The organism is Cryobacterium sp. BB736, from assembly GCF_014980265.1.
Lineage (GTDB): Bacteria > Actinomycetota > Actinomycetes > Actinomycetales > Microbacteriaceae > Terrimesophilobacter.
Genome location: NZ_JABXWQ010000004.1, coordinates 204011 through 227685 on the forward strand (window position 1 = coordinate 204011; position 23675 = coordinate 227685).

The 23675-nt window shown below is 66.4% G+C and carries 26 protein-coding genes, 1 tRNA gene and 1 riboswitch; of the genes, 7 read left to right on the top strand and 20 right to left on the bottom strand.

Going from position 1 to position 23675, the window contains the following annotated elements; genetic code table 11:
• Window positions 1-12: 12 nt before the first annotated feature.
• From IRG63_RS10480 to IRG63_RS10500, 5 genes are all read right to left on the bottom strand, one after another.
• Window positions 13-516, bottom strand: coding sequence for a DUF3145 domain-containing protein (locus IRG63_RS10480; RefSeq protein WP_349236194.1), 504 nt, complete (start codon window positions 514-516; stop codon window positions 13-15).
• 167 nt (window positions 517-683) lie between these two features.
• Complete coding sequence (locus tag IRG63_RS10485) at window positions 684-2342, bottom strand: bifunctional 3'-5' exonuclease/DNA polymerase (protein ID WP_193510081.1); 1659 nt, start codon at window positions 2340-2342, stop codon at window positions 684-686.
• Between the two features lie 134 nt (window positions 2343-2476).
• Window positions 2477-3301, bottom strand: a complete 825-nt coding sequence (locus IRG63_RS10490) for a DUF1684 domain-containing protein (protein WP_193510082.1) — start codon at window positions 3299-3301, stop codon at window positions 2477-2479.
• A 118-nt stretch (window positions 3302-3419) separates the two neighbouring features.
• Window positions 3420-3623, bottom strand: coding sequence for a cold-shock protein (locus IRG63_RS10495; protein WP_168627454.1), 204 nt, complete (start codon window positions 3621-3623; stop codon window positions 3420-3422).
• Window positions 3624-3832: 209 nt separating this feature from the next.
• A complete protein-coding gene (locus IRG63_RS10500; protein ID WP_168627455.1) occupies window positions 3833-5104 on the bottom strand; it encodes an MFS transporter in 1272 nt (423 codons plus the stop codon).
• A 15-nt stretch (window positions 5105-5119) separates the two neighbouring features.
• Here IRG63_RS10500 and IRG63_RS10505 point away from each other — a divergent pair, with 15 nt between their 5' ends.
• On the top strand, window positions 5120-5710 hold the full coding sequence (locus IRG63_RS10505; RefSeq protein WP_168627456.1) for a GNAT family N-acetyltransferase: 591 nt from the start codon (window positions 5120-5122) through the stop codon (window positions 5708-5710).
• A gap of 3 nt (window positions 5711-5713) precedes the next feature.
• On the opposite strand, the gene IRG63_RS10510 is transcribed toward IRG63_RS10505, so the two are convergent.
• Window positions 5714-6928 (bottom strand): MFS transporter, encoded by a 1215-nt coding sequence (locus tag IRG63_RS10510; protein WP_370566236.1) that lies wholly within the window; start codon window positions 6926-6928, stop codon window positions 5714-5716.
• A 155-nt stretch (window positions 6929-7083) separates the two neighbouring features.
• Here IRG63_RS10510 and IRG63_RS10515 point away from each other — a divergent pair, with 155 nt between their 5' ends.
• Together IRG63_RS10515 and IRG63_RS10520 are read left to right on the top strand one after the other, a co-directional pair.
• The gene (locus IRG63_RS10515; RefSeq protein WP_168627457.1) at window positions 7084-7647 is read left to right on the top strand and encodes an RNA polymerase sigma factor; all 564 of its coding nucleotides are present in this window, start codon (window positions 7084-7086) and stop codon (window positions 7645-7647) included.
• Window positions 7648-7957: 310 nt separating this feature from the next.
• Window positions 7958-8470, top strand: coding sequence for a hypothetical protein (locus IRG63_RS10520; protein ID WP_168627458.1), 513 nt, complete (start codon window positions 7958-7960; stop codon window positions 8468-8470).
• A 102-nt stretch (window positions 8471-8572) separates the two neighbouring features.
• Here the strand turns inward: IRG63_RS10520 and IRG63_RS10525 are convergent, their stop codons facing one another.
• The 3 genes from IRG63_RS10525 to IRG63_RS10535 form a co-directional block, all read right to left on the bottom strand.
• Complete coding sequence (locus IRG63_RS10525) at window positions 8573-9499, bottom strand: hypothetical protein (RefSeq protein ID WP_168627459.1); 927 nt, start codon at window positions 9497-9499, stop codon at window positions 8573-8575.
• 18 nt (window positions 9500-9517) lie between these two features.
• On the bottom strand, window positions 9518-9991 hold the full coding sequence (locus IRG63_RS10530; RefSeq protein WP_168627460.1) for a VOC family protein: 474 nt from the start codon (window positions 9989-9991) through the stop codon (window positions 9518-9520).
• Window positions 9992-10126: 135 nt separating this feature from the next.
• The gene (locus IRG63_RS10535; RefSeq protein ID WP_168627461.1) at window positions 10127-11164 is read right to left on the bottom strand and encodes an alpha/beta fold hydrolase; all 1038 of its coding nucleotides are present in this window, start codon (window positions 11162-11164) and stop codon (window positions 10127-10129) included.
• A gap of 152 nt (window positions 11165-11316) precedes the next feature.
• On the opposite strand from IRG63_RS10535, the gene IRG63_RS10540 reads away from it, so the two are divergent.
• On the top strand, window positions 11317-12069 hold the full coding sequence (locus tag IRG63_RS10540) for a hypothetical protein (RefSeq protein ID WP_168627462.1): 753 nt from the start codon (window positions 11317-11319) through the stop codon (window positions 12067-12069).
• A 33-nt stretch (window positions 12070-12102) separates the two neighbouring features.
• Window positions 12103-12759 carry a class I SAM-dependent methyltransferase gene (locus IRG63_RS10545; RefSeq protein ID WP_193510084.1) on the top strand — a complete coding sequence of 219 codons (657 nt, stop codon included), beginning with the start codon at window positions 12103-12105 and terminating at the stop codon, window positions 12757-12759.
• A 55-nt stretch (window positions 12760-12814) separates the two neighbouring features.
• On the opposite strand, the gene IRG63_RS10550 is transcribed toward IRG63_RS10545, so the two are convergent.
• Window positions 12815-13585, bottom strand: a complete 771-nt coding sequence (locus tag IRG63_RS10550) for an SDR family NAD(P)-dependent oxidoreductase (RefSeq protein ID WP_168627464.1) — start codon at window positions 13583-13585, stop codon at window positions 12815-12817.
• Between the two features lie 204 nt (window positions 13586-13789).
• Between IRG63_RS10550 and IRG63_RS10555 the strand changes: the two genes are divergently transcribed.
• A complete protein-coding gene (locus tag IRG63_RS10555) occupies window positions 13790-14077 on the top strand; it encodes a hypothetical protein (RefSeq protein ID WP_168627465.1) in 288 nt (95 codons plus the stop codon).
• A gap of 145 nt (window positions 14078-14222) precedes the next feature.
• On the opposite strand, the gene IRG63_RS10560 is transcribed toward IRG63_RS10555, so the two are convergent.
• The 3 genes from IRG63_RS10560 to IRG63_RS10570 all read right to left on the bottom strand — a co-directional run bounded on the left by IRG63_RS10560 (window position 14223) and on the right by IRG63_RS10570 (window position 16484).
• A tRNA-Ile gene (locus IRG63_RS10560) sits at window positions 14223-14296 on the bottom strand.
• 12 nt (window positions 14297-14308) lie between these two features.
• Window positions 14309-15529, bottom strand: coding sequence for a glycosyltransferase (locus IRG63_RS10565; RefSeq protein WP_210422817.1), 1221 nt, complete (start codon window positions 15527-15529; stop codon window positions 14309-14311).
• 37 nt (window positions 15530-15566) lie between these two features.
• Window positions 15567-16484 carry a DMT family transporter gene (locus tag IRG63_RS10570; RefSeq protein ID WP_370566237.1) on the bottom strand — a complete coding sequence of 306 codons (918 nt, stop codon included), beginning with the start codon at window positions 16482-16484 and terminating at the stop codon, window positions 15567-15569.
• Window positions 16485-16524: 40 nt separating this feature from the next.
• Here IRG63_RS10570 and def point away from each other — a divergent pair, with 40 nt between their 5' ends.
• On the top strand, window positions 16525-17088 hold the full coding sequence (gene def / locus IRG63_RS10575; RefSeq protein ID WP_168627466.1) for a peptide deformylase: 564 nt from the start codon (window positions 16525-16527) through the stop codon (window positions 17086-17088).
• On the opposite strand, the gene IRG63_RS10580 is transcribed toward def, so the two are convergent.
• The 7 genes from IRG63_RS10580 to IRG63_RS10610 form a co-directional block, all read right to left on the bottom strand.
• Window positions 17085-17396 (bottom strand): AzlD domain-containing protein, encoded by a 312-nt coding sequence (locus IRG63_RS10580; protein ID WP_168627467.1) that lies wholly within the window; start codon window positions 17394-17396, stop codon window positions 17085-17087. The two genes, def and IRG63_RS10580, sit on opposite strands and share 4 nt — an antisense overlap.
• On the bottom strand, window positions 17393-18094 hold the full coding sequence (locus tag IRG63_RS10585) for an AzlC family ABC transporter permease (protein WP_168627468.1): 702 nt from the start codon (window positions 18092-18094) through the stop codon (window positions 17393-17395). Before IRG63_RS10585 ends, IRG63_RS10580 begins: the two co-directional genes overlap by 4 nt.
• Before the next feature lie 4 nt (window positions 18095-18098).
• The gene (locus tag IRG63_RS10590) at window positions 18099-18518 is read right to left on the bottom strand and encodes a response regulator transcription factor (protein WP_168627469.1); all 420 of its coding nucleotides are present in this window, start codon (window positions 18516-18518) and stop codon (window positions 18099-18101) included.
• The gene (locus tag IRG63_RS10595) at window positions 18515-19426 is read right to left on the bottom strand and encodes a sensor histidine kinase (RefSeq protein WP_168627470.1); all 912 of its coding nucleotides are present in this window, start codon (window positions 19424-19426) and stop codon (window positions 18515-18517) included. The genes IRG63_RS10590 and IRG63_RS10595 overlap by 4 nt, the downstream gene beginning before the upstream one ends.
• Before the next feature lie 97 nt (window positions 19427-19523).
• Window positions 19524-20909, bottom strand: a complete 1386-nt coding sequence (locus IRG63_RS10600) for an L-serine ammonia-lyase (RefSeq protein ID WP_193510085.1) — start codon at window positions 20907-20909, stop codon at window positions 19524-19526.
• Window positions 20906-22246, bottom strand: coding sequence for a serine hydroxymethyltransferase (gene glyA, locus IRG63_RS10605; RefSeq protein WP_193510086.1), 1341 nt, complete (start codon window positions 22244-22246; stop codon window positions 20906-20908). The genes IRG63_RS10600 and glyA overlap by 4 nt, the downstream gene beginning before the upstream one ends.
• Window positions 22247-22391: 145 nt before the next feature.
• Window positions 22392-22479, bottom strand: a riboswitch (glycine riboswitch).
• A gap of 153 nt (window positions 22480-22632) precedes the next feature.
• On the bottom strand, window positions 22633-23568 hold the full coding sequence (locus IRG63_RS10610; RefSeq protein WP_193510087.1) for an SPFH domain-containing protein: 936 nt from the start codon (window positions 23566-23568) through the stop codon (window positions 22633-22635).
• Between the last annotated feature and the right edge of the window lie 107 nt (window positions 23569-23675).

Below are 23675 nucleotides of genomic sequence, written 5' to 3' on the forward strand. Positions count from 1 at the left end.
GCAGCGCGCTGGTCAGCCCACCTTGTGCAGCCAGACCACCTGGTTGTCGTCCGAGGCGTGGCGGAACGGCTCCAGCTCGTCATCCCACGCCTGGCCGAGCGCGAGGCGCAGTTCGCGGTGCAATTCGAAAGCATCCGAACCGGCGACCTCCATCGCGTACCTCACGCGATCCTCCGGAATCACGACGTTGCCGGCGCTGTCCGTCTGCGCGTAGAAGATGCCCAGGTCAGGCGTGTGCAGCCAGCGACCGCCATCCGCGCCCAGGCCTGGGTCCTCGGTCACCTCATAGCGCAGGTGCTCCCAGCCGCGAAGCGCGGAGGCGAGGCGAGCGCCGGTTCCCTGCGGACCCTCCCAGTAGTACTCGGCACGCATGGCGCCCTTGAGCACGGGCTGCCCAGCCCAGTTGAAGTTCACGGCGCGCTCGAGGGCACGACCAGCAGCCCACTCGATGTGCGGGCAAAGCGCTTTCGGCGAGGAGTGTACGTAGAGCACTCCCCGTGCTTGTGCAACAGCCACGATTACTCCATTCCGTTAGGTGCGACTTCCCCATCGACCTGGTGGAACAGAAACGTGCTGAATATGAAGTTCTCCCTGCATTATTGCCTATACACGCTCGTAATCACAACCGTGTGATTTTCTTCCTCTCGGCGCGTCGCGCGTCGGTTGGGCAGGGCGCACGCGGCTCACTTCGCGTCGGCGTAGGTGGTGACCGGCGCGATAGCCAGCGGGAAGTCGACCGGAGTCGAGCCGAACAGCAGGCGACTGGCATCGGCTGCCGAATCGCGGATTGCGTTCACCACTGCCTCGGTGTGCTCTTCGGGCGTGTGCACGACGATCTCGTCATGCAGGAAGAACACGAGGTGCGGCGCATCCGTCAGCCAGGCCGAGCCGCCGATCGCCCACAACTTGAGCCGCAGCGACGCCATCCACGCCATCGCCCATTCGGCGGCCGTCCCCTGCACGACGAAGTTGCGGGTGAAGCGCCCCCACGACCGTGCGTCGCCGCGCGCCCTGCGCACGTCGGACTCTGTCGCATCCTCCGACGAAGCGCGCGACTGCGCTTCGCGCCACTCGGCTCCCGGCTTCGGCGAGCTGCGACCGAGCCAGGTAGTCACGGACTCGCCCCGTTCTCCCGCCCGGGCCGCCGACTCGACCAGCCCGATCGCCTGCGGATAGGCCCGAGTCAGGCCGGGCATCAGCCGGCCGCTCTCCCCCGTGGTCGCCCCGTACATCGCGCCGAGCATCGCGACCTTCGCCTGGTCCCGGGTCGCGACCGCGCCAGAATCGACGATCGCCTGGTACATGTCGATCGCCTGGCCGGCCTTGGCCATCTTTGCATCGCCGGACATCGCCGCGAGGATGCGCGGCTCGAGCTGGGAGGCGTCGGCAACGACGAGCCGCCATCCGGCATCCGCCACCACCGCCTGCCGCACCTGTTTCGGCAGCTGGAGCGCCCCGCCGCCACCCTTGGACGCCCACCGGCCGGTGACCACCCCGCCGACGACGTAGTCGGGATGGAACCGGCCATCGCACACGTTCTGGTCAAGCCAGTGCCAGCCGTTCGCGCTGAACAGCCGCGACAGCTTCTTGTATTCGAGCAGCGGTGCAGCGACCGGATGCTTCAGCTCCATGATGTCCCACTGGCGGGTCGACTCGACTTGCAGTCCGGCGTGCTGCAACGCCTTGAGCAGCTCGTGCTGTGAGTCGAGGTTCACCCTCGGCGCGTCGATCGCATCGCGGACCCGTTGTCCAACGGCGGCAAGCTTCGCTGGCTGCTCCCCGGCGACCGGTCTCGGTCCGAGCGCCTCTTCCAGCAATCGCTCGTGCACTTCAGCGACCCAGGGCAAACCGGCGTGCTGCATTTCGACGGCGACCAATGCGCCAGCCGACTCGGCGGCCAGCAACAACCGCAGCCGAGCCGGCTCAGTGGCCGACTCGAGAGCCTGATGCTGAAGGGCGAACTCGGCGATCGGATCCAGCAGCTCGGCCTCCTCGAGCGAGAACAGCCCGTCGTCGGCTTGGATTTCGGATACCGGCTGATCCCAGCCGGTGAGATCCCCGCGAGCGAGTTCGGACGCCGCGGTCAACTCCGAGTTCCGCAGGATGGCGTGCGACAGCCGCAGGTCGACGCAACGCTCCACTCGGACACCGGCCGCGATGAGCGCCGGGTACCAGGTCGTTGTGTCGTCCCAGACCCAGCGGGGCCGCTGCGACTCGAGCCGCGCGACCTCAGCTGGAAACGCCTCCCGCGGGACCTCGATGACCTCGCCGTCGGCGGAGCCGTCGCGCCCGACGGGCGTGATGACGACGTCATCACCTTCGGCGCGGAGGACCAGATGCACGCCTACAGTCTGCCGTGAGCATCCGACTCTGCGTCGACGTGACCCATTTCAAGGAAGTACCGGCTCATCCGCGTTGAATCGAGGAGGTTTTCGGCTGCCCGGAGCCGAAACTCCTTGAAACGGGTTAAGCCGGGTCAGTGCAGGAGGGAGCCGTCCTTGGCGAGTACGTTCTTCTCGCCGGCCTCGATCGCGACGCTGAACCGGTTCTGCTTCGGCGGCAGCGGGCAGTTGAACGCGTACGAGAACGCGCAGGGCGGCAGCACCGCGCGGTTGAAGTCCAGCACGACGTTGCCCTCGGCATCCGGAGCGACGAAGAGGAACCGGCCGACGCTGTAGGTGCTGTCACCGCTGGTCGAGTCGGCGAACACGATCTGCAGCGCACGACCGGACTTGATCGCGGCGAGGCGGTACTCGACGCCGTCCTTCTCGAAGCTGATCTCGCCGGGCATCTCCAGCTCGCGGGTCTTGCCCTCGTCCTTGACATGCTCGAAGGGCAGCGTCGCGCCCGGCAGCGGCGTGAATTTCGCCTGAACCACCCAGTCGGGGTTGTAGTCGAAGGTGTCGATACCGCCGAAGTTCTGGATGGCCTCAGAGTTCGAATCCCACACGCGCAGCGCATACGTCCCCTCCGCGCCCGCGATGACAAAGCCCTGCACGCCGCCGCCGAAGTCGATCTCGCCCGGCTTCTCGGCATCCTTGCCCGCAACGATCGCCTCACCATCGACGAGTTCGCCGTCGACCCGGATGTTGTCGGCTGCGGTCGCCGTGACCCTCAGGCCCGACTCCCCAGCAGGCAGCGGCGCCCAAGTTCCGGGGACGCCCCAGATGGGCTGCTCAGTATCCACCCACTGCGTGTTCACGAGCGCGAGGTTGCCGAGCGGCTGCACAACGACCTGCTCACGGCGCGCGCGATAGGCGGCGTGGAGTTCTTCTGGAGCGGCGGTCTGGGTGTCGGTCATGTGTTCCATCCTTGTCGTGGCCATTGACTCTAACCGTCAGGGACACGCTTCTCTTCCTGCGAGCGGGCAAACGAAAACCGGCCCCCGCCGCGAGGCGAGGGCCGGTCCGATTGCTCGATTACATCGGGCGGATGTTCTCCGCCTGCGGGCCCTTGGGGCCCTGCGCGAGGTCGAACTCGACGCGCTGGTTCTCGTCGAGCGAACGGTAGCCGTTGCCCGAGATTGCCGAATAGTGGGCGAACACGTCAGGACTTCCGTCCTCAGGGGCGATGAATCCGAAGCCCTTTTCCGCGTTGAACCACTTGACGGTGCCTACTGCCATTTTGTTTTCTCCTTCAGGAGTCTGCTTGGGCGACCCCGGACTTCGGAGCCGCTCGTCGCGGTGTTCATCTACTCTCCCGAAGGTTCAGCGCCGGCCCCGTAGGTAAGGCGCTGTCATTCAAGATCTGCGAATACTGCAACTGCGCTCTTGACAGTAGTCCACATTGTTGAGCAACAACAGTGTTTGACGAAGGTCGGGTTAGTGAATCGTTACTTTTGGGCTAGGGTGTTCGGCTCGAAATCGAGTCGCCAGACAACGAAGGCGAACCAGATCGCCACGATCACGGCCACCACGGATGCCGCGGCGAACACCGCCGTCAGTCCCCACAGCCCGACCACCGCGCTCGCGAGCGCCGAGCCCACCGGCAACGCTCCCCAGCTCACAACGCGGGACGCCGAATAGACCCTGCCGAGCAGCGGCTCCGGCGTGTGGTTCTGCCGGATGGTCGCCACCAGGATGCGCCAGATGCTGGAGCCTGCCCCGGCCAGCACCACGCCGGCTGCCGTCACCCAGACGTTGGCGCCGAGAGCTGCCGGAGCGACCAGCAGGATCGTGGTGACCGTGTCAAGGAACAGGAGCGGAGGCATCCGGAACCTGCGAGCGAGGGCCGGTACGAGCACGGATGCGGCGAGCCCGCCCGCCGCCATGCCAGCGAGGATCAGCCCGTAGCCGGCCGCGTCGAGGTCGAGGTGCTCGTCGCCGAGCGCGTAGAGGACGAACACGGCACCCCACGCCGACCAGACGAGGTTCATCAGGCCGGTGAAGATCGTGATCGGCCGGAGCAACGGGTGCCGCCACAGGTAGACGAGCCCGGTGCGCAGCCGGCGGTCCACCGACCCGCGTGGCGGCCGTGGCCGCCGTCGGAGCGCGGCTGCCACGAACGGCAGCCCGGCAAGAGCGAGGAGGTAGAGCGCAGCCGAACTGGTCGAGGCGAGGCCCAGGCTGATGCCGGCAATGAGTCCGGCGAGGGGCGGGCCGAGCAGTTGGTTCGAGAAGTTGATCGTCGCTTCGATCCGCGCGTTGGCACCATCGCGCTGACGGATGTCGACGAGCGCGGGCACCAGCGAGGTCAGGGTGGTGTCGGCCAGCACCTCACAGACGCCGTAGATGACCGCCGCGGCGAGGATGAGCGGCACCGTCAACTCGCCCCGGACCTGGAGGAACGCGACGACCGCGAACATCGCCCCGCGCGTGCCGTTGACTGACAGCAGCAGCACCGACCGGTTCACCCGGTCGACGATCCAGCCGCCGTGCAGCCCGAACAGCGGCCAGGCGAGGGTCGCCGCGGTCGTCACCAGGGCGACCTCGGCGTCGCTGGCGGCGACCGCGATCGCGAGCAGTGGCAGCAGGAAAAGCGCGATGCCGTCACCGAGATTGGCGGCGCCGGTGCTGAACCATAACCCGCGGAAGCCTGCGCTCATCTCCCCAGTACACACCGAACCGCCGACGGTCGATCCTCCACCGTCAGTCCCGCGTGGCACGATGGCAGTTGATTGATGGAGGTCACGGTGGCGACGATCGAGGTGCGGCCAGCACACAACTTCGATGACATGGCGACCATGTTCGCGTCGAAGAACCCGGAGTCGTCGGTGTGCTGGTGCCTGTCCTGGCGCCTCAGTTCCAAGGAGAACCGGTCGCTGACCGGAACGGCTCGGGCCGACAAGGTGCGCGAGCTGTGCGCGCTCGAGCGGGCGCCGGGGGTGCTCGCGTTCGTGGACGGCGAGGTGGCCGGATGGGCGGGGGTCGCGCCGCGGTCCGACCTGCACCCGTTCGCGAACTCGAAGAAGATCCCGCACGTCGACGACCTCCCCGTGTGGACGCTGTGGTGCATCCGGGTGCGGCCGGGGTTCCGCAAGCAGGGTGTGACGCGCGCGCTCATCGACGGCGCGATCGAGTATGCGCGAGCATCCGGGGCGCCGGCGATCGAGGGCTATCCGGTCGACAACGGCGACCAGCGCGTCGACCAGACCATGGCCTTCGTCGGCACGCGCGCGATGTTCGAACGCGCCGGCTTCACCAAGGCCGCGGACACCGATTCGGTCTCCGGCGGCATCCCCCGGATCCTGATGCGACTCCCGCTGGCCTGACCCTCAGGCGCGCTCGCGCGCTGACTCGAACCGCGGCATCCGGAGGGCGACAACGGATGCGAGCAGCAGAAGCACGAACGCCGACCCGAACGCCGCCGGGTACGAGTATGCGTCGAGCAGCAGCCCTGCGACGATCGGCCCGATAACCGCACCGAGGTCGGACACCGCCGAGAACACCGCGACCGGCTGGCCGCTGCGCGCGCCGGCCGCGTCGCCGACTGCCGCAGCGGGAGCGGTCCCCATGAATGCGGATGCCACCCCGTAGACGCACAACAGCGCGATCAGGAGCCAGATGTCGGTGACGAACGCCATCGCGAGCATGGAGACGGCGGCAACCGCGAATGAGCCGATGATGGCGGGGCGGCGGCCGACCTTGTCGACGTAGTAGCCGGCGGGTGCGAGTGCCAGCGTCTGGGCGACCGCGGCGATCGCGAAGGCGACGCCGGTCCAGAGCTCGGTGCGTCCGAGCGCTTCGACCACGAGGATGGGCACGAGCGCGGACCGCACCCCGAAGGTCGCCCAGCCGACCGCAAGGGCGGCGACGCACGCGGCCTGGAACCTCCGATCGGCGAGCACCACGCGGAACGGGATGATCGAGGCATCCGGATGCTGCTGGTCGCGACTGTGCCGCGACGGCGACCGGAGCAGGATCAGGCCGATGACGCCGGCGACTAGGAGCATCGCTGCGTAGAAGAAGAAGGGCGCGCGCAATGAGATCGTTGCGAGGAGGCCGCCGATCGCCGGGCCGGCCATCCCGCCGAGCAGGAACCCGCCCTGATAGAAACCGACGGCGCGGCCGCGCATGGACGGTGCGGTTGTCGCGAGCAGCAGCGACATCGCCGCGATGGTGAACATCGCAGAGCCGATACCGCCCGCACCTCGCAGGATGAGGACCTCGCCGAAGCTCTGCGCCAGCCCCACGAGGGCGCTCGACACCGCGACGATGACGATGCCCGAGGTGAGGATGACCCGCTCCCCCAGCCAGTCGACCAGCCGGCCGGTGAAGGTGCTGCCGACCAACCGCATGAGCGCGAACGCCGAGATGACCGCGCCCACCTCGGCGTAACCGGCACCGAAGCTGCGGACGTACACCGGCAGCACCGGGATGACGACCCCGAACCCGACCATGACGAAGAACGCGATGATCGCGAGGACGACGACATCACGGGACAGGCGCGGAGCATCCGGGTCCCTGGGTCGCTTCCGAATGCCGAACACCGATTCAGACTACGACCACTGGCGGATCCTGAGCCTCCAGGCTGCTCGTGGGCACCGCAATTCGGCGACGTGAGCGTTCACCTCGTTGTCAGGGGAAGGCGTCTGCGTCTTTGTTATGGTGCTTCCGCCCTGGTTCGCCCGAGTGGGAAGGCTCCATGTTTTCAGAGGTGCTGACGGCTGCGCAGGCCGGCGGGCAGTGGGCGAACCGCATCATCTGGACGGAGTACTCCCCGAAAGTCGCCGCATATCTGCGCGCACGCGGCTCGCTCGAGCCCGACGATCTGACGAGTGAGGTCTTCCTTACCGTCTTCGCCCAGCTGGCGGATTTCGAGGGAGATGAGGAACAGTTCCGCGCCTTCGTGTTCACGATCGCGCACCGCCGACTCGTCGACGAACTTCGGAAGAGATCGAGTCGGGGCCTCCACGTTGAGTGGTCGGAGGAGTCAGACGCGCGCGCGACCAGCAGCGCTGAAAGCCAGGCGATGGAGCGAATCGGAAATGACGATGCTCGAGCCCTGCTGGATGGGCTGCCACCCGACCAGCGCGACGTGCTCGTGCTGCGCATCATCGCTGATCTGACGGTGGAGCAGATTGCCGAACTTCTAGGCAAGCGACCGGGAGCGGTCAAAGCACTGCAACGGCGGGGCCTTGAACGGCTTCGGAAAAAGGTTGGAGCTACCCGTACCCTTTTCGCGGACTCGAACGATAGCAAGGTGTGAGATGAGGAAGCAGTCGATATCCACCGAGGACGCCGCGGCGATTCTCAGTGGGCGCGCGCCAGAGAAGCGGCCGGACCTTGAGGTCCTGGTCGCTGCCCTTGACGACTTTCGGTCTGCCTCCTTTGAGGCGCCTCCCTTGCCATCGGCAGAGCTGGCGGCTCTCCTGGATGCTCCCCCAGCACCACGGATCTCGACTTCGCCAGAGAAAGCTCTGGCGAAGAAGACACGTAACGCGAGGGCAACCGCATGGCGGAGACCCACGCTCCTAGTAAGGAGATCGAGATTGTTTGGATGGATTGCCGGCCTGAGCTTGGCCGCGAAGATCAGTGTTGGAGCGACGGCAGCCGCCGTTGGCGTCGTCGGCGCCGGCGCAGCCGAGGTACTGCCGGCCCCGGCGCAGGAGGTCTTCGACCAGGTGGTCACGGCGGTGACCCCGTTCGACCGCTCCGGCGAAGTGCGTGAGGAAGACGGCCGCGGCGAGGAAGTGCGCGAAGTCGCAGAACTTGAGCTGGAAGAGGCGCTGAAGCGCGCGGAGGAGGCCCGCCAGGCCGCAGCGGAGAAGCAGGAAGAAGCCCTCAAGCTGGCTGAAGAGGCTCGCCAGGCAGCAGCAGACACGCGCGATGAAGCCCTCAAGCTCGCTGACGAGGCCCGCCAGTCTGCAGAGTCGAAGATGGAAGAAGCGCTCAAACTCGCCGAAGACGCCCGCAAGATCGGGGCCGAGATCCGCGGGGGCGTCGGCGTCGGGGGCGCCGGAACCGAAGCCGGAGTGGAAGTCGGTGTCGAGGTTCGGGGAGAAGTCGGATCGGAGCAGGGCCGCCCGTAACCCCAGTAGGTGAATGGGCCTCCGGCATCCGCCGGGGGCCCATCTGCCTGCGCGCGACGGCCGTGAACCGCGACCCCACCTGGCCTCTTGGTTTGGGCCGACCTAGATCACGACTGGCACGTCAGGCTTCCTAGTGGAACTTTGTACTCCTTGTGCGGGAAGGAACGCGACCAGCATCGCGGCGCAGATAGCCAGCCGGCCGAGTATCGTGATCGCCTGACCGGTCGCTATCGCGTCGGCGCCGCTCGTCGCGAAGGTATCAGCGAGCGACATGCCCATTCCGAAGCTCGCCGTGACGGAGAAGATGGCAGCGAACCCCACGATGAAGAGGCCGATCACCGCGATCCGCCGCCGGTCGAGAGCATGCGCAAACCGTGGCAGCCCGCACGCGACGAGAAGCGCGAGCGCAGCGAACAGGCACAGGGCTGCCCAGCCGTTGACCATCACGCCACTGGTGCTCCCTTCGCCGGCGGCACGCATCTCCGCGTAGATCTGGTCCAGCGTCAGGCTCGGCACCTTCGCCAGCGGATTCCAGACGGTGATGTGCTGGTGGCCGATGACCACCACCGCGAACGTTGCGAGCGCAAACGGCGTCGCCATCAGCATCCGACCGGCTAGCGAGGATGGTTTGGCTGCAACGGCCGGCGGCCGCGCCCAGATGACGACAAACACCGTTCCCGCCAGTGGAAGGAACATCAGCGGGAGGATCGGCAGGAACATCGTCACGGCTGTACCGACGAACACCCCGACGAGGAGGAATACGACGGCAACGGCGCTGGCATCACCCCGCTCGTGGGCCGTTGCGGCTATAGCTCTCCTGCCGCAGATCACGCCGAGAACGGTGAAGACCACCGCCAACACGTCGGAAGCCAGACCGAAAGCGACCAGGAGGTCGCTGCCCACCATGTCGTTGATGTAGCGGTAGCCGCCCCAGACGTACGAACCTGCGATCAGAACCGCTGCCGACGCGATGAGCGCGAGCGCCCGGAGCTTCCAGACGGTCGCGGACGCCGTTGGAGGCTCGCTCATGCAGCGCAGTCTAATGACTCACGCCGTGTCGAAAGCGCGCTGGAGCTCGGCGATGTCCAGTTTGCGCATCTGCAGCATCGACTGCATGGCGGCACTCGCCTTGGCGGAATTCGAATCGGTGAGCAGCTTCTCTAGCACCGATGGGACGATCTGCCAGGAGACGCCGTACTTGTCTTTCAGCCAGCCGCACATGCTCTCCTCGCCGCCGTCAGCGGTGAGAGCGTTCCAGTAGCGGTCGACCTCGTCTTGGTCCTCGCAGTCCACGAAGAAGCTGAACGCCTCGTCGAGCTTGAACTGCGGGCCGGCGTTCAGGAAGATGGCCTCCTGCCCGGCGATGTTGACGCGCACCGAGAGCACGGTCCCCGGCGACGGCGACCCTTCCGGGTACACGCTCGTGTCTAGAATCTTCGAACCGTCGAACACCGAACAGTAGAGTTCGGCGGCTTCCTGCGCCTGGTTGTCGAACCACAGGTGGGGCGTGATCTTATTCATCGCTGACTCCCTTTGTGTCGGTCCGCACCATGCTAGACAGCGTTGACCCCGCAGTCACGCCCCGACTCCGGATGCGTTGGTGCCAGCCATACGCGGCATCCACGCGCAACGGACACGAGACGGCCGCTGGCGAATTCAACGCGGGTGGGTCAGCACCCAGGCCGCTGCGGCGGCGCGAGATGGGACGCCGAGTTTGGTGCGCGCGTTGGCGACGTGCCGGTGGACCGTGTGTGCGCTGAGGACCAACCGGTCGGCGATCTGAGCGTCGGTCAGACCTTGGGCGACCAGCGTCAGCACTTCGCGCTCGCGCGCCGTGAGAGCTACTGGAGTGCGCTGTTCGGCCGGTGAGCGCTGCGGCAGCCCGCCGAGGAAGCGTTCGATCGCATCGACGACGGCGCGACTATCGCCTAACCAGGGGAAATGGTCCTCGCCGTCCAGTTCGACGAACGTCGCACCGGGCACCGTGTCGGCCACCTCGCGGCCGAGCGCAAACGGGATGGCCCGGTCGCCTCGTCGGTGCAGCACCAGTGTCGGTACACGCACGCGCGACAGGTACGCGGTCGAGTCCATCTCATACACCTCGCGCAGCGCCTTCGACGCTGCTTCAGGTGAGGCGGACCGTCGCTGGAACCGAGCGAACTGTTCCCGGTCATTGGCTGTCGCGTTCGGGAGGAACACGTCCGCCAGGACTCGCGCGCCGAGCCCCCATTGGTCTTCGACCATCGACACCATCAGCTCCCGCGCAGACTCAGAGGCGATGTCCTCACCGCGTGGATAGCTGCCGTAGAGCACCAATCGGTCCACACGCTCAGGATGCTGGGCGGCGTAGGCCGAGGCGACCGCGGATCCTGCAGAAGCACCTAGCAGGGAGAGTCGAGGATGGTCGATGCTCTCGAGTAGACCGGCCAGGGCCGCCAGCTCATCGTCGAGACTGGCCGGAGGCGGCCCGTCGCGATCGGACAGGCCGGTGCCGGGCCGGTCGTAGCGGATGACGGTGTGCCGGCGAGCGAGGGCATGCACGAACTTCTGGAACGCGGGATCGTCCCAATTCAGCGCCAAGTGACTGGCCCACCAGCCACCGATCACCAGTGGCGTTCCGGAACCGACGGAACACCAGGCCACCGTACGGTCACCGACCTGAGTGTGCCGTACAACCTGCTCGTGCGCCGTCATAACCGGATTGTAGAAAGCGGATGCCCGATGTCAAGCGTCGTCGTCTCAGGCGACTCCGCGTCCGCAGCCCGTCCGGGTGGCCGGATCGGGCCATACAAGGTTGGCCGGTTCCGGGGATGAGGCCAGTGGGCCCGCCGCAGTTAGGTAGCGGTATGAAAACAACGACCAACACGCTGCGTATCGACGCTCGCCTCAACGGCCCACCCGACAGCGCCAACGGCGGATTCGCCAGCGGCACGATCGCCGAGACGCTGGGCGGCACAGCGAGCGTCCGGCTCATCCGGCCGATTCCCCTCGACAACCCGCTGGAGGTGGAGATCGATGTCGACGGGATCACAGCCTCGGTCACCGACTCGCACGACCAGGTCGTCGCGGAGGTCAGACGAGTCGATCCGTTCACGATGATGCCTCCCGTGGTGCCCAGTTTCGCTGACGCTGAGGCGGCACGTGCCGCTAGTCCCCTCCAGGGTGCACGCCACTTGTTGTCGGATTGCGTGGTGTGCGGGGCTGCGCGTCGGGACGGACTGGGGGTGACGCCAGGGCCGCTGGTGAACCGAAGCGACGTGCTCGCGGCCCCCTTCGCGCCACATGAACGGGACGCCACCGACGGCGTCGTCCATCCGGCAGCCGTCTGGGGTGCTCTCGACTGCCCCAGCTACCCGGCGACGTTTTTGCGCGACCGTCGGCTCGGTCTACTCGGCACTTTGACAGCTCACCGGAACCGTGACGTGTTCCTCGGTGAACGGCTCGTTGCGGTCGGGTGGACCATCGAACAGCACGGTCGATCCGCCCAGACGGCCAGTGCACTCCTCGACGAGCGCGGCGACGTTGTCGCGTCTGCTCGCGCCGTATGGATCGAGCTCAGGCACCAGTGGTTGGTGCGGCTCGTTGGCCGATTCCGCTGATCATCACCGATCACCACTGGACCGGAGGACAACATGATCGAGGTCGTCGGCAGCCGTTTGACTGCGAGAATCTACGACCCATTCCTGTGGCTCGGGGAGCGGCTTAGGATGCAATCCAGGCGCCGCCGTCTTCTCAGCACCGCCAACGGGCGGGTGCTCGAAATCGGGGCGGGCACCGGTCTCAACCTGAGCCACTATCCCGCGATCGACGAGTTGATCCTAGCGGAACCATCCGAGCCGATGGCACAACGTCTCGAGACGCGCCGGTCGAAGCTCGGCCGCTCGGCGCAGATAGTGGCCGCACCAGCTGAAGAGCTCCCATTCGAGGACGGATCCTTCGACACAGTCGTCTCGACCCTGGTGTTGTGCACGGTGCTCGACTCCGAGCGTGCGCTCGCGGAAGTGCGGAGAGTGCTTCGCCCAGGCGGCCGTCTCCTGTTCTGCGAGCACGTTCGCTCCGACAGTCCACGCCTGGCGCGCTGGCAGGACCGATTCGCAGACACGTGGGCCGGGATCGCTGACGGGTGCCGGTGCAACCGCGAGACACTCGCGACGATCTCGTCGCAATTGGAGATCGTGACGATCGAGCGAGCCAACTGGCGAGGCATGCCCCACCTCGTTCACCCGTTGGTTATCGGCGAAGCATTGCACCCCGCGCCGACAACGTCCGGTGGGAGAAGTGCTTCGTAGGGCGGACGGTTGAACCGGTGACAGGGCCTGCCTCGCGCGAGACAGGCCCAAACCCTCACCGAGCTAGGTAGCCGCCATCGACGTTGTAGTAGCCGCCAGTGATGAACGAGGCGCGATCGGAGGCGAGGAAGAGCACAAGCTCGGCGACCTCGTTGGCCTCGCCCAGACGATTCATCGGATGCATAGCGGCAAGGGCCTGTGTTTCCGCGGACGTGTCTGAGCTGCTGGTGTCCAGCACGGAGCGCTTGCCCAGCAGTGGGGTGTTGATGAAGCCTGGTCCGACGGCGTTCACACGGATTCCTTGCTCGGCGTGGTCGATCGCGGCGGTTTTCGTGAGGCCGATGACGCCATGCTTGGCGGCAGAGTAGCCCGCTCCATTGGGGAGGCCAGCCATACCAGCCACCGAGGACATGTTTACGATGGCACCGCCACCGGTGGCGAGCATAGCGGGGATCTGATGGCGCATCCCGTAAAAGACACCGGAGAGGTTGATGCCCATTATCGTGTCCCACCCATCGATGGGGTACTCCCCGGCCGGTGCGGTGGCACCGCCGATGCCGGCGTTGTTCACGGCGATATCGAGCCGGCCGAACTCGTTGACTGTGCGATCGACCAGGTTTTTCGCGTCGTCGACCTTCGACACGTCGGTCTTCACGACGAGGCCGCGTCCCCCCTCATTCTCAATGTCGCTCAACACACGCTCGGCTGCCTCGACATCCATGTCCGCGAGAACGACAGTTGCACCGTTTTTCGCGAAGAGGCGGGCAGTGGCTTCACCCAGTCCTGAGCCTGCTCCGGTAACGATGGCGATCTTCTGGTCGAGCATGGTGTCTCCTTCACTTTGTTGACGAGGGCTATTGAGCGTGCCCGCGCACGATACGCCACGTTGTACGTTGCGTTGTCATAGGTGGCAACAAATTTCGGCGCGTCCGCATTCCATGCAGATGCATATTTCGTAGCGACATGCCCGCCGGTCACACGCGTATCGAGTAGTTCCACGCGGCTCGCGAGGCTCTGGCAATCTGGGGTCATGACCGACCAGCTACAGCGCACCACCCCCACGAGCACGGCGGCCAACGGGTTCGCCGCCGCCGGACTCGCCCTCGGCATTCTCGGACTCACCCTCGGCATTTTCGGGATCGTCACGGCGAGACTTGCCCTCGTGACGCTGATTCTCGCAATCCTGGCGATCGTGTTCGGTGCGCTCGGCGGCGCGACATCGAAGCGGATCGGCGGAGTCGGGCGCGGCATGTCCGTGTGGGCTATGAGCCTCGGGATATTCCCCTTCGCGTTCGCTCTGTTGCTCCGTATCCTCTAGCCCGCAACAAAAAAACGCCCCCACCCGTTGTTAGGCAAGGTGGGGGGTTCTTCTTTCACTGACAGCTAAGGGTCAGGTAGGGGTCAGAAACCCGAGACAGCAGCAAACCCCCGGCCAGGCATTCACCATCTGGGGGTTTCGTCTGTAGGGCGGACGGGACTTGAACCCGTGACCGACGGATTATGAGTCCGCTGCTCTAACCAGCTGAGCTACCGCCCCGTGGGCGCCGACTCAGTTCGCCGACTCGTCGAGCGCCACTTCGGTGACCGGGTCGGTCACCGATTCCCCACGATACAACCTCTCGAATACGTTCAGCGTGCGCTCGATGTCGTGCGGCTTGATGAGCTTGAGACTCGACTCCTGCATCCGACGGTACTCGTCCGGCGATGACGTGAGCACCCGGGTGAGCTTCTCGGCCAGGTCGTCCGGGTTCCCCGGCTCGAACAGGTAGCCGTTCTCGCCGTCGTGCACGAGGTGCGGCAGCGCCATCGCGTTCGCGGCGACGACCGGAAGTCCGGATGCCATCGCCTCCATTGTCGCGATCGACTGCAGCTCGGCGATCGACGGGATCGCGAAGACCGTCGCGCGCGTCAGGGCGGCGCGCAGCTCCTCATCCGAGACATACCCGGTGAATGTGGTCCGCTCCGCGATCCCGAGACGCTGCGACAACACCTTGAGCTGGTTGAGCAGGTCGCCGCCGCCGACGATGTCGAGCTTGACGTCCAGGGCAGGGTCGAGCTTCGCGACGGCGCGCAGCAGCACATCGATGTGCTTCTCGCCGGTCACCCGACCGACGAACACGATGCGCTTCTCCTGACGCTGGCGAATCTCAGCCGTGTAGTCCTCGGCCCGGATTCCGCAGGACACCGCGTGCACACCGTCGACGTCGATCGCACCCTCGAGGAATTCCGCAGCCTTGCGTGTCGGCGTGGTGATCGACTCAACGAGCTCGTACGTCTTCGCAGCATCGGACCACGCGATCTGCGCGGCCTTACGGTTCAAGAATTTCGGGAGCAGCGTGTGCTCCATCAGGTTCTCCGGCATGAAGTGGTTCGTCGCAACGACCCGGATGCCGCGTTTGTGCGCCTGCCTGGCCAGCCCGCGGCCGACGACAATGTGCGACTGGATGTGCACGACATCCGGTTTCACCTCATCGAGAATGCGCGCGGCGTGCGCCTGGCTGCGCCACGGCAGCACGAAGCGGAGCCAGTCGTGCGGGTACCAGCGCCACGAGTACACGCGGTGCACCGTGATCTTGGCACCGTCATGCTCCTCGATGAAGCGGCCGTGCTTGCGGCTGAAGGCAGGAGCCTCGACGTGCACGTCGTGTCCACGCGCGGTGAGCCCGGCCGCGAGCTTCGACGTGAAGGTCGCGGCACCGTTCACATTCGGGGGGAAAGTGTCGGCGCCGATGAGCACACGCAGCGGTCGGCGGTCTGAAGTATCAGTCAAAGTGTGTTGAATTCCTTCTCAGGATGCTCAGTCAAGACTACCGCTGAGCCTGCGGATGGTGCTTCGCCAACTGGAAGACACCATAAACCGCGAGGCCGCCGGCCGCGAGGAACGCCACGACAGCCCACAGCGGAGCGGAGGCTGCCTCTTGCAGCACGACCACACCGATTGCCACCGCGACGATCGGGTCGATCACGGTCAGACCTGCGATCACGAGGTCGGGCGGACCGGATGCGTAGGCGTTCTGCACGAAGTACGCACCAAGCGCCGCAGCGGCGATCAAGGCGACGATGCAGGTGATGGTCAGCCATTCGAAATCGCCGGTCTTCCCACGGTCGATGACCACCTTGGCGAGCGTGGCCACGAAACCGTAGAGCACACCCGACGCGATGATGTAGCCGATCGCCTTGAACCGGTTGCGCAGGAACGCGAACGCGAGCGAGAACCCCATGGTCACGACGCCCAGCAGCGCGAGGATCACGGCGAGCTGCCCGTCGCTCACCGGCTTCGACTCCGCGAACAGCGCGGCGATGCCGACGAACAGGGCGACGCCTGCGACGCACAACAGAATCGCCCGGATCGAGATCCGGTCCAGCTTCACCCCGGACAGGCTGGAGTTCAGCACGGCGGTGATCACCAGCGCGATCGCGCCGAGGGGCTGCACGACGATGATCGGCGAGAGGTACAGGCTCGTGAGCTGCAGGACTATCGCGAGACCGAGCAGCACAGTGCCGATGACCCACGAGGGTCGCGAGAGCAGCGCGAACAGCGAGGAGAACCCCATCCCGCCGGTCTGGCCGCCATGCTTGGCCTCGACCTTCCCCACCCCGCGGTGCTGAAACTGGGCGCCCAGCGCAAGGAAGACCGCCCCGACAAGCGCCACCGGGATGCCGAGCCATTGGTTGGGGGTGAGGGACTGGAACTGGTCCGTAATGTCCATCAGGTCTGGCGGCACGCAACGACTTTAGCGGCAATACGACCGATATTCTTGACCAATGCCAGCACTTCCCATACGTATCACCGGCGACCCCGTGCTGCACCGGGTCGCCGATCCGGTCGAGACTTTCGACGATGAACTTCGCACGCTCGTCGCGGACATGGTCGAAACCATGCACAAGGCGCCAGGGGTCGGCCTCGCCGCACCCCAGGTAGGCATCCCGCTGCGACTGTTCGTGTTCGAGTGGGATGACGGCACCCGGCATGTCAGCGGAACCGCCGCGAACCCCGAGCTGTGGATCTCGCCCGTCGCCGTCGGGGAAGCGGATGAGGAAAACGAGTCTGAGGGCTGCCTCTCCATCCCGGGTGAACGGTTCGCGCTGCATAGGGCCGACCGCGCGATCCTGCGCGCTCAGGATGTCGACGGCAAGCCGTTCGAGCTCGAGGCCGAGGGCTGGCTCGCCCGCATCCTGCAGCACGAGTTCGACCACCTGAACGGCATCCTCTACGTCGACCGGCTCGACTCTGAGGACCAGCGTGACGTCGCCAAGATTGTGCGGCGCAACGGCTGGGGCGTCCCCGGTAGGAGCTGGCTGCCGGGCGTCGATCACCTCGAGGACTAACCCCAACCAGACAGCCGGATGAGCGCCGCCACCGCGGCGGCCGCGATCACAACGAGCACGAACGGCACCCGCAGCGAGAACAGCACCGCAGCGACGACCAGGGCCGGCAATCGGGCGTCGACCTGCAGCCCCTCGCCGTGGCCGAAGGTCTGCACCGAGACGAGGGCCGCCAGCAGTGCGATGGTCAGCAGGTTGGCGATGCGCGAAGTCGCGGGCTTTTCGAGAGCGGACTTCGGAACCAGGTAGCCGGAGAGCTTCAGCGCGAGGCACAGCAGCGACGCGATGATCACGATCTGCCAGAGCGTCATGCTGCTCCCTTCTTCGGCGCGCTGTCGAACCAGTTGAAGGCGCCGACGACCACCGCGACGAGTCCGGCGATCAACACCGGGAGGCCGGGCAGGACCACCGGGGTGAGCACGAGCGCGACGACCGCGGCGGCGGATGCGACGGCGATCGTCTGGCGCTGCCGCAGCCGTGGCCAGAGCAGACCGAGGAACGCTGCCGCTGCGGCGGCATCCAGTCCCCACTGGCGCGGATCGCCCAGCAGGTCGCCGATCAGCGCGCCGATAAGGCTGGTGAGGTTCCAGCCGAGGTAGACGGTCACCGCGGTGGTCCAGAATCCGATGCGCTGGCTGCGCAGCGTCGGCTGACCGGTCGACACCGCGGTCGTCTCGTCGATCGTGACGTGGGCGGCGAGGGCGCGCAGCCACCACCTGCCTCCGATGATCGGCGCCATCCGGATGCCGTAGATGCCGTTGCGCACGCCCAGGATGGCGGCGCTCGCGATCGCGGTCGGCCCGGCCGCCGCTCCCCCGGTCGCAAGCACGCCGATGAGGGCGAACTGCGACCCGCCGGTGAACATCAGCAGGCTCATCACGCAGGTCTGCCAGACGTCGAGACCGGCCGCCACCGCGAGGGCGCCGTATGAGACCCCGTAGGCGGCCGCGGACAGCCCGACCGCGATCCCGTCTTGGATCGCGACCGTCTCTTCCTTGGGCCTCGCCACTGACTCAGTCTTCGACACGCTGTGCGATTCCAAAGTCCGCCGCCTCGGCCGCCGAACGAACAGCCTCGAGCAGCGCCTCCGGCGCAATGTCCTTGTACAGCACCGCGAAGACGCCGGCCTCGGCCGCCGCGGCGAGGTGGTCGTCGAGTTCCACGGCGGTCATCAGCAGGATGCGCGGGGCAACACCGTTTCGCTCGATCACGCGTGCGTCGCCCACCACTCGCTGCGCTGCCGTCAACCCGTCGACGCGCGGCATCTGGATGTCCATGAGCACGACATCCGTCTGCTTCCGGCGCACCAGCGCCAGCAGCGTCGCACCGTCGCCCGCTTCCCCGACGACCTCGATGTCCGCCTGCGACCCCAGCACCAGCCGGTACCCCTCGCGCTGCAGCTTCTGGTCGTCGGCGATCGCGACGCGGATCACGAACGCCCCAGATCGACGCTGTGGACACCGTTGTGGTGCTTCAGGGATGGGAAGACGACGGCAATCGAGAATCCGACGCCCGGCACACGGTAGGCGCTGAACACGCCACCGAAGAGGGTCGCGCGTTCCTTCATCTCGGTGATGCCCGGTCCCATCACGTCCGCAGTCAAGGCGGCAAGGTCGTCGCGCTCCGTGTAGCCCTTGGACGGCGACTCGGCGCTGTCCTGGCCCGCCAAGCGTGCCTGGTTGCGGGCGCCGTCGTCGTCGACCAGCACCTGCAGGCCCTCGCCCCGCCAGCTGAACGAGACCTTGACCTCGGTGCCGGGTCCTCCATACTTCAGCGCGTTGGACAGGGCCTCCTGCAGGATGCGGTAGATCGCGAGCTCGGCCGCCTGCTGAACTTGGAACGGCGTTCCGTCCTCGTCGAAGGTGATGCCGAGGCCTGCGTCCCGCATGACCCCGAACAGGTCACGGGCGGTCTTCAGTCGCGGCTGCGGCGCGACGCTCGCCTCGCCCTCGCGCACGACATTCATGACGCGGCGGAGGTCGGCGAGCGTGGACCGGGCGGCATCCGCGATGTTGCCGGCCGTCCGCGCGGCGACAGCGGGGTCGTTCTGCGCGGCGAAGCGCGCGCCATCCGCCTGGCTGACGATCACCGAGGTCGAGTGCACCGCAACATCCCCAAGCTCGCGCACGATGCGCAGGCGCCCCAGCTGCTCGCGCAGCGAGAGCTCCAGGTCGAGTGCTTCGCGCTCGACCTGCACGCGACGGCGGTGCTCAGCACGGCCACGGCGGGCAGCGCGCAGCCAGAGGACCAGCAGCACGACGACGACCACTGCCGCGACCACCGCGGCGGCGATCATCACCACTACCGGGGCGCTGAACTCACCCCCGAGCCACTCGCCCATGATTGCCTTTCGTCACGCATCCTGATTCGACCGCGCGAATGCGGCGCGCGAGTCGAGATTATCGTGAACCCACGACGAGATCTCATCGGCTACGCGTTCAGCACTCGATGTTGTTCACCGAGACGTGCACGGCCAGCCCGCCGCGGGAGGTCTCCTTGTAGATCGACATCATGTCCCGACCGGTGACGCGCATCGTCTCGATGACCTCGTCGAGAGTCACCCGATGGGTGCCATCACCGCGCAGTGCCATGCGCGCGGCGTTGATCGCCTTGCCCGCCGAGATGGCGTTGCGCTCGATGCACGGGATCTGCACAAGCCCACCGATCGGGTCGCAGGTGAGACCGAGGCTGTGCTCCATTGCGATCTCCGCGGCGTTCTCCACCTGAGCGGGCGTGCCGCCGAGAACCTCGGCGAGGGCACCGGCGGCCATCGATGCTGCCGACCCGACCTCCCCCTGGCAGCCGACCTCTGCACCGGAGATGGAGGCTCGCTCCTTGTACAGCGAGCCGATCGCCCCCGCGGTGAGCAAGAATCGGACGGCAGCGTCGTCGCGGTCGCGAGCACCGGCATCCGTGTAGTGCATCGCGTAATGCAGCACTGCGGGGATGATCCCGGCGGCACCGTTGGTGGGGGCTGTCACCACGCGCCCGCCCGAAGCGTTCTCCTCATTGACCGCAAGGGCGACCAGGTTCACCCAGTCCTGCGCGAACTCCGGCTTGCGGTGGGGATCGTCGCGCTCCAGCTGACGGTGCCAGTCGTGGGCGCGCCTGGGCACGCCGAGGCCGCCTGGCAGGGTGCCGTCACGCCGCATCCCCCGCTCCTGGCACTCCACCATGACGTTCCGGATGTGCAGCAACCCCGCACGGACGTCTTCGTCGGTGCGCAGGGCGCTCTCGTTCTTCAGCATCACCGCGCTGAACGAGCCATGCTCCCGTGCAAGCTCCAGCAGCTCTGCCCCGGAGGAGAACGGCAGCGGCCAGTGTGTGGACGACGCTGGTACCGCCCGCTGCGCCTCGTCCTCGTTGACGATGAAACCGCCGCCGACCGAGTAGAAGGTTTCGCTATGCTGCCGGCCGAGGTCGCCGGCGATCGCTGTGAGTCGCATCCCGTTCGGGTGGAAGTCGAGCGACTCCTGCAGGTGCAGCACGATGTCGCGCTCACCGAACGGCAGGTCCTTCACGCCGCCGAGGCGGACGGACGGATTCTCACGCATCTCGGCGAGCCGTTGTTCCATCTCGGCCACCTCGATGGTGTCGGGACGCCTGCCCTCGAGCCCCAGCAGCACCGCGTTGAGGGTGCCGTGACCGGCCCCGGTCGCGGCGAGCGAACCGTACAGGTCGACGCCGATCTCTGTGATGCGCTCCAGCGGCATCCGTTCGGCGACTTCGCGCACGAACCGCTCGGCCGCGCGCATGGGCCCCACGGTGTGCGAGCTGGAGGGCCCGATGCCGACCTTGAAGAGGTCAAAGACGCTGATTGTCATGGCGTGCCCGCCTGGGCGCCGGAGGGCAGTGCCGGGTAGAGCGGGTACTTGGCTGCGATCGCCTGCGCGCGCTCCCGCAGCGGGGTGAGGTCGGCGTCCTCGCCCGCAGTGAGGGTCAGCGCGATGATGTCGGCAACCTCGCGGAAGTCCTCCGGCGTGACCCCTCGCGCGGCCAGCGCCGGCGTTCCGATGCGCAGACCCGAGGTCACCATCGGGGGTCGCGGATCGAACGGGATCGCATTGCGGTTGACCGTGATGTCGACCGCCGCGAGGCGATCTTCGGCTTGGCGACCGTCGATCGCCGCGTCGCGCAGGTCCACCAGCACGAGGTGAACATCCGTCCCGCCAGTGAGCACGGTGATGCCCGCGGACCGGACGTCATCGGCGTTCAGCCGCTCGGCGAGCAGCTTCGCGCCGATCAGGGTCAGCTCCTGGCGGGCGCGGAAGTCTGGGGCGAGGGCCATCTTGAACGCTGTCGCCTTGGCCGCGATCACGTGCTCGAGCGGCCCGCCCTGCTGGCCGGGGAACACGGCCGAGTTGATTTTCTTGGCGATGTCGGCGTCGTTCGTGAGGATGATGCCGCCACGTGGTCCGCCCAGAGTCTTGTGGGTCGTGCTGGTCACGACATGGGCGTGCTCGATCGGGGACGGATGCAGGCCAGCCGCGACCAGACCGGCGAAGTGGGCCATGTCGACCATGAGCAACGCGCCGACCTCGTCGGCGATGCGGCGGAAGCCGGCGAAGTCCAGCTGCCGGGGGTACGCCGACCAGCCGGCAATGATGAGCTTCGGCTTGTGCTCTCGCGCTGCCCGTGCGACGTCGTCGAGATTCACGCGGTAGTCGTCCTCTGAGACCCCGTACGAGCCGACGTTGTAGAGCTTGCCGGAGAAGTTCAGCTTCATGCCGTGTGTCAGGTGCCCGCCGTCGGCCAGCGACAGTCCCAGGATGGTGTCGCCGGGCGACAGCAGCGCGTGCATCACGGCGGCGTTCGCGGTGGCTCCAGAGTGTGGCTGCACGTTGGCGAAAGAAGCGCCGAACAGTTCCTTGACCCGGTCGATGGCGAGCTGCTCGATCTGGTCGACGTACTCGCATCCGCCGTAGTAACGACGTCCGGGATAACCCTCCGCGTACTTGTTGGTGAGAACCGAGCCCTGCGCCTGCATGACGGCCAGCGGTGCGTGGTTCTCGGAGGCGATCATCTCGAGGCCGGTGCGCTGGCGTTCGAGCTCCTTGCCGATGAGAGCGGCCACCTCGGGATCGAAGTCGTCAAGCGTTCGACTGAGAAGCTCCGGACTGTACTCGGTGGAAGCGGTAGCGGATTCTGGTGCGATGGTCATGGGAGGACACCCGTTTCGTCACTGTCGACCGCCATGGTCGACATGGTCCCCGCTCTGTCCTCGTACCTGAGAGTTTCAACGCATGGGCACTTCGTCGTGCGTCATTCACCTTCGGTAAGCGGCTGGCCGCTTTCTCCAGAGTTGCCTGTGCGTGACGGTACGTGGGCCTGAGAGATTCCCGGGGAGGTTGCTCCTACGGCGCCTCACCAGGGAGGCTCTCCCGCCGCGCGTAAAGCATTTTCAGTTACTGACAGCCATCCTAGGCGCAACCGAGCAACTGTTGAGGCCTCGCAGTTCGCAGTGGAACTGCCGGGGCCCTCGTATAGGGCCTATTTATTGTGGGCGCCTGGGACTCGAACCCCGGAGTATGCCGTCCGCCCGGCCGCCTATCGGACGCTGACCAGCCCGTTGAACCCTTCGGGCACAACCACGAGGTTGCCTGCCGCCGCGAGTTCCTTGAGCGTGTCAAGGTAGCGCTGCTGGAGGATGGCGTCAGTCAGCGAGGCGTTGAGGATCGCGTTTGCCTCAGCCTCGGCCTGTGCCTGCACGACCTTCTGCTGGGCGCTGACCTCCGTCGCCTCGAGGTCGGCCTTCGCCTGCTCGACCCTGATGCGGGAAGCCTGCGCGTCGTCGAAGCGCTGCTTGACGTCATCCGAGTAGCGAATTTCCTGCAACGAGACGGTCTCGACGGTGACGCCGTGCTTGTCCCAGCGCTCGAGCAGGTAGTCGTGAATGTCACGCTCAGCGTCGGCGCGCCTGTTCAGCAGCTCGAGCGTGCCGTACTTTGCCGGCACGGTGCGAACGGCCGCGCGGATGTCGTTCTCGATGAACCGAGACACGAAGTTCTCCTGTGTCTGGTAACGCTTGTAGATTTCCGTCACCGAGTCCGGCTTGATGGAGTAGCGCACCGTGATGTCGATGTTCGCGGTCACACCCTCGCGGTCTTGCACGGTGATCTGCGGTCCGTTCGGCCTGTTGTGGCCGTCCAGGTTCTCGGTCGTCAGCGCGAAGATCACCTGCTGGTTGCGGATGTCGTAGTCAATGGTGTCGACCCACGGCGCCTTGAACTTGAACCCTTCGGTCGTCGACTGGCCAACGATGTCGCCCGTCCATGCGCGAAGCACCTTCGCCTGGCCGGGATCTTGGGTGTAGGTCGACGCCACGAAGATGAAGATGATGGCGAGCACTCCGGCACCTGCTCCGACCCACTTGGCTTTAGCGCCGAACGCGCTAACCTCGCGGTCGGCGCTCTTTCGGCTGCCGACGCTAACGATGAATGCAACCATCATCAGCACGAACAGCGCGATTGAAACTATGAACACACGTCCTCCCTTTATTTGGCTTTCTACGTCTGGTTGTAGTTAATCGGGTTGCGTGCCTGAATCATGCGGTTCGCGGTCCACGATTCGCGTCGTGTCGAGCGTTCGCG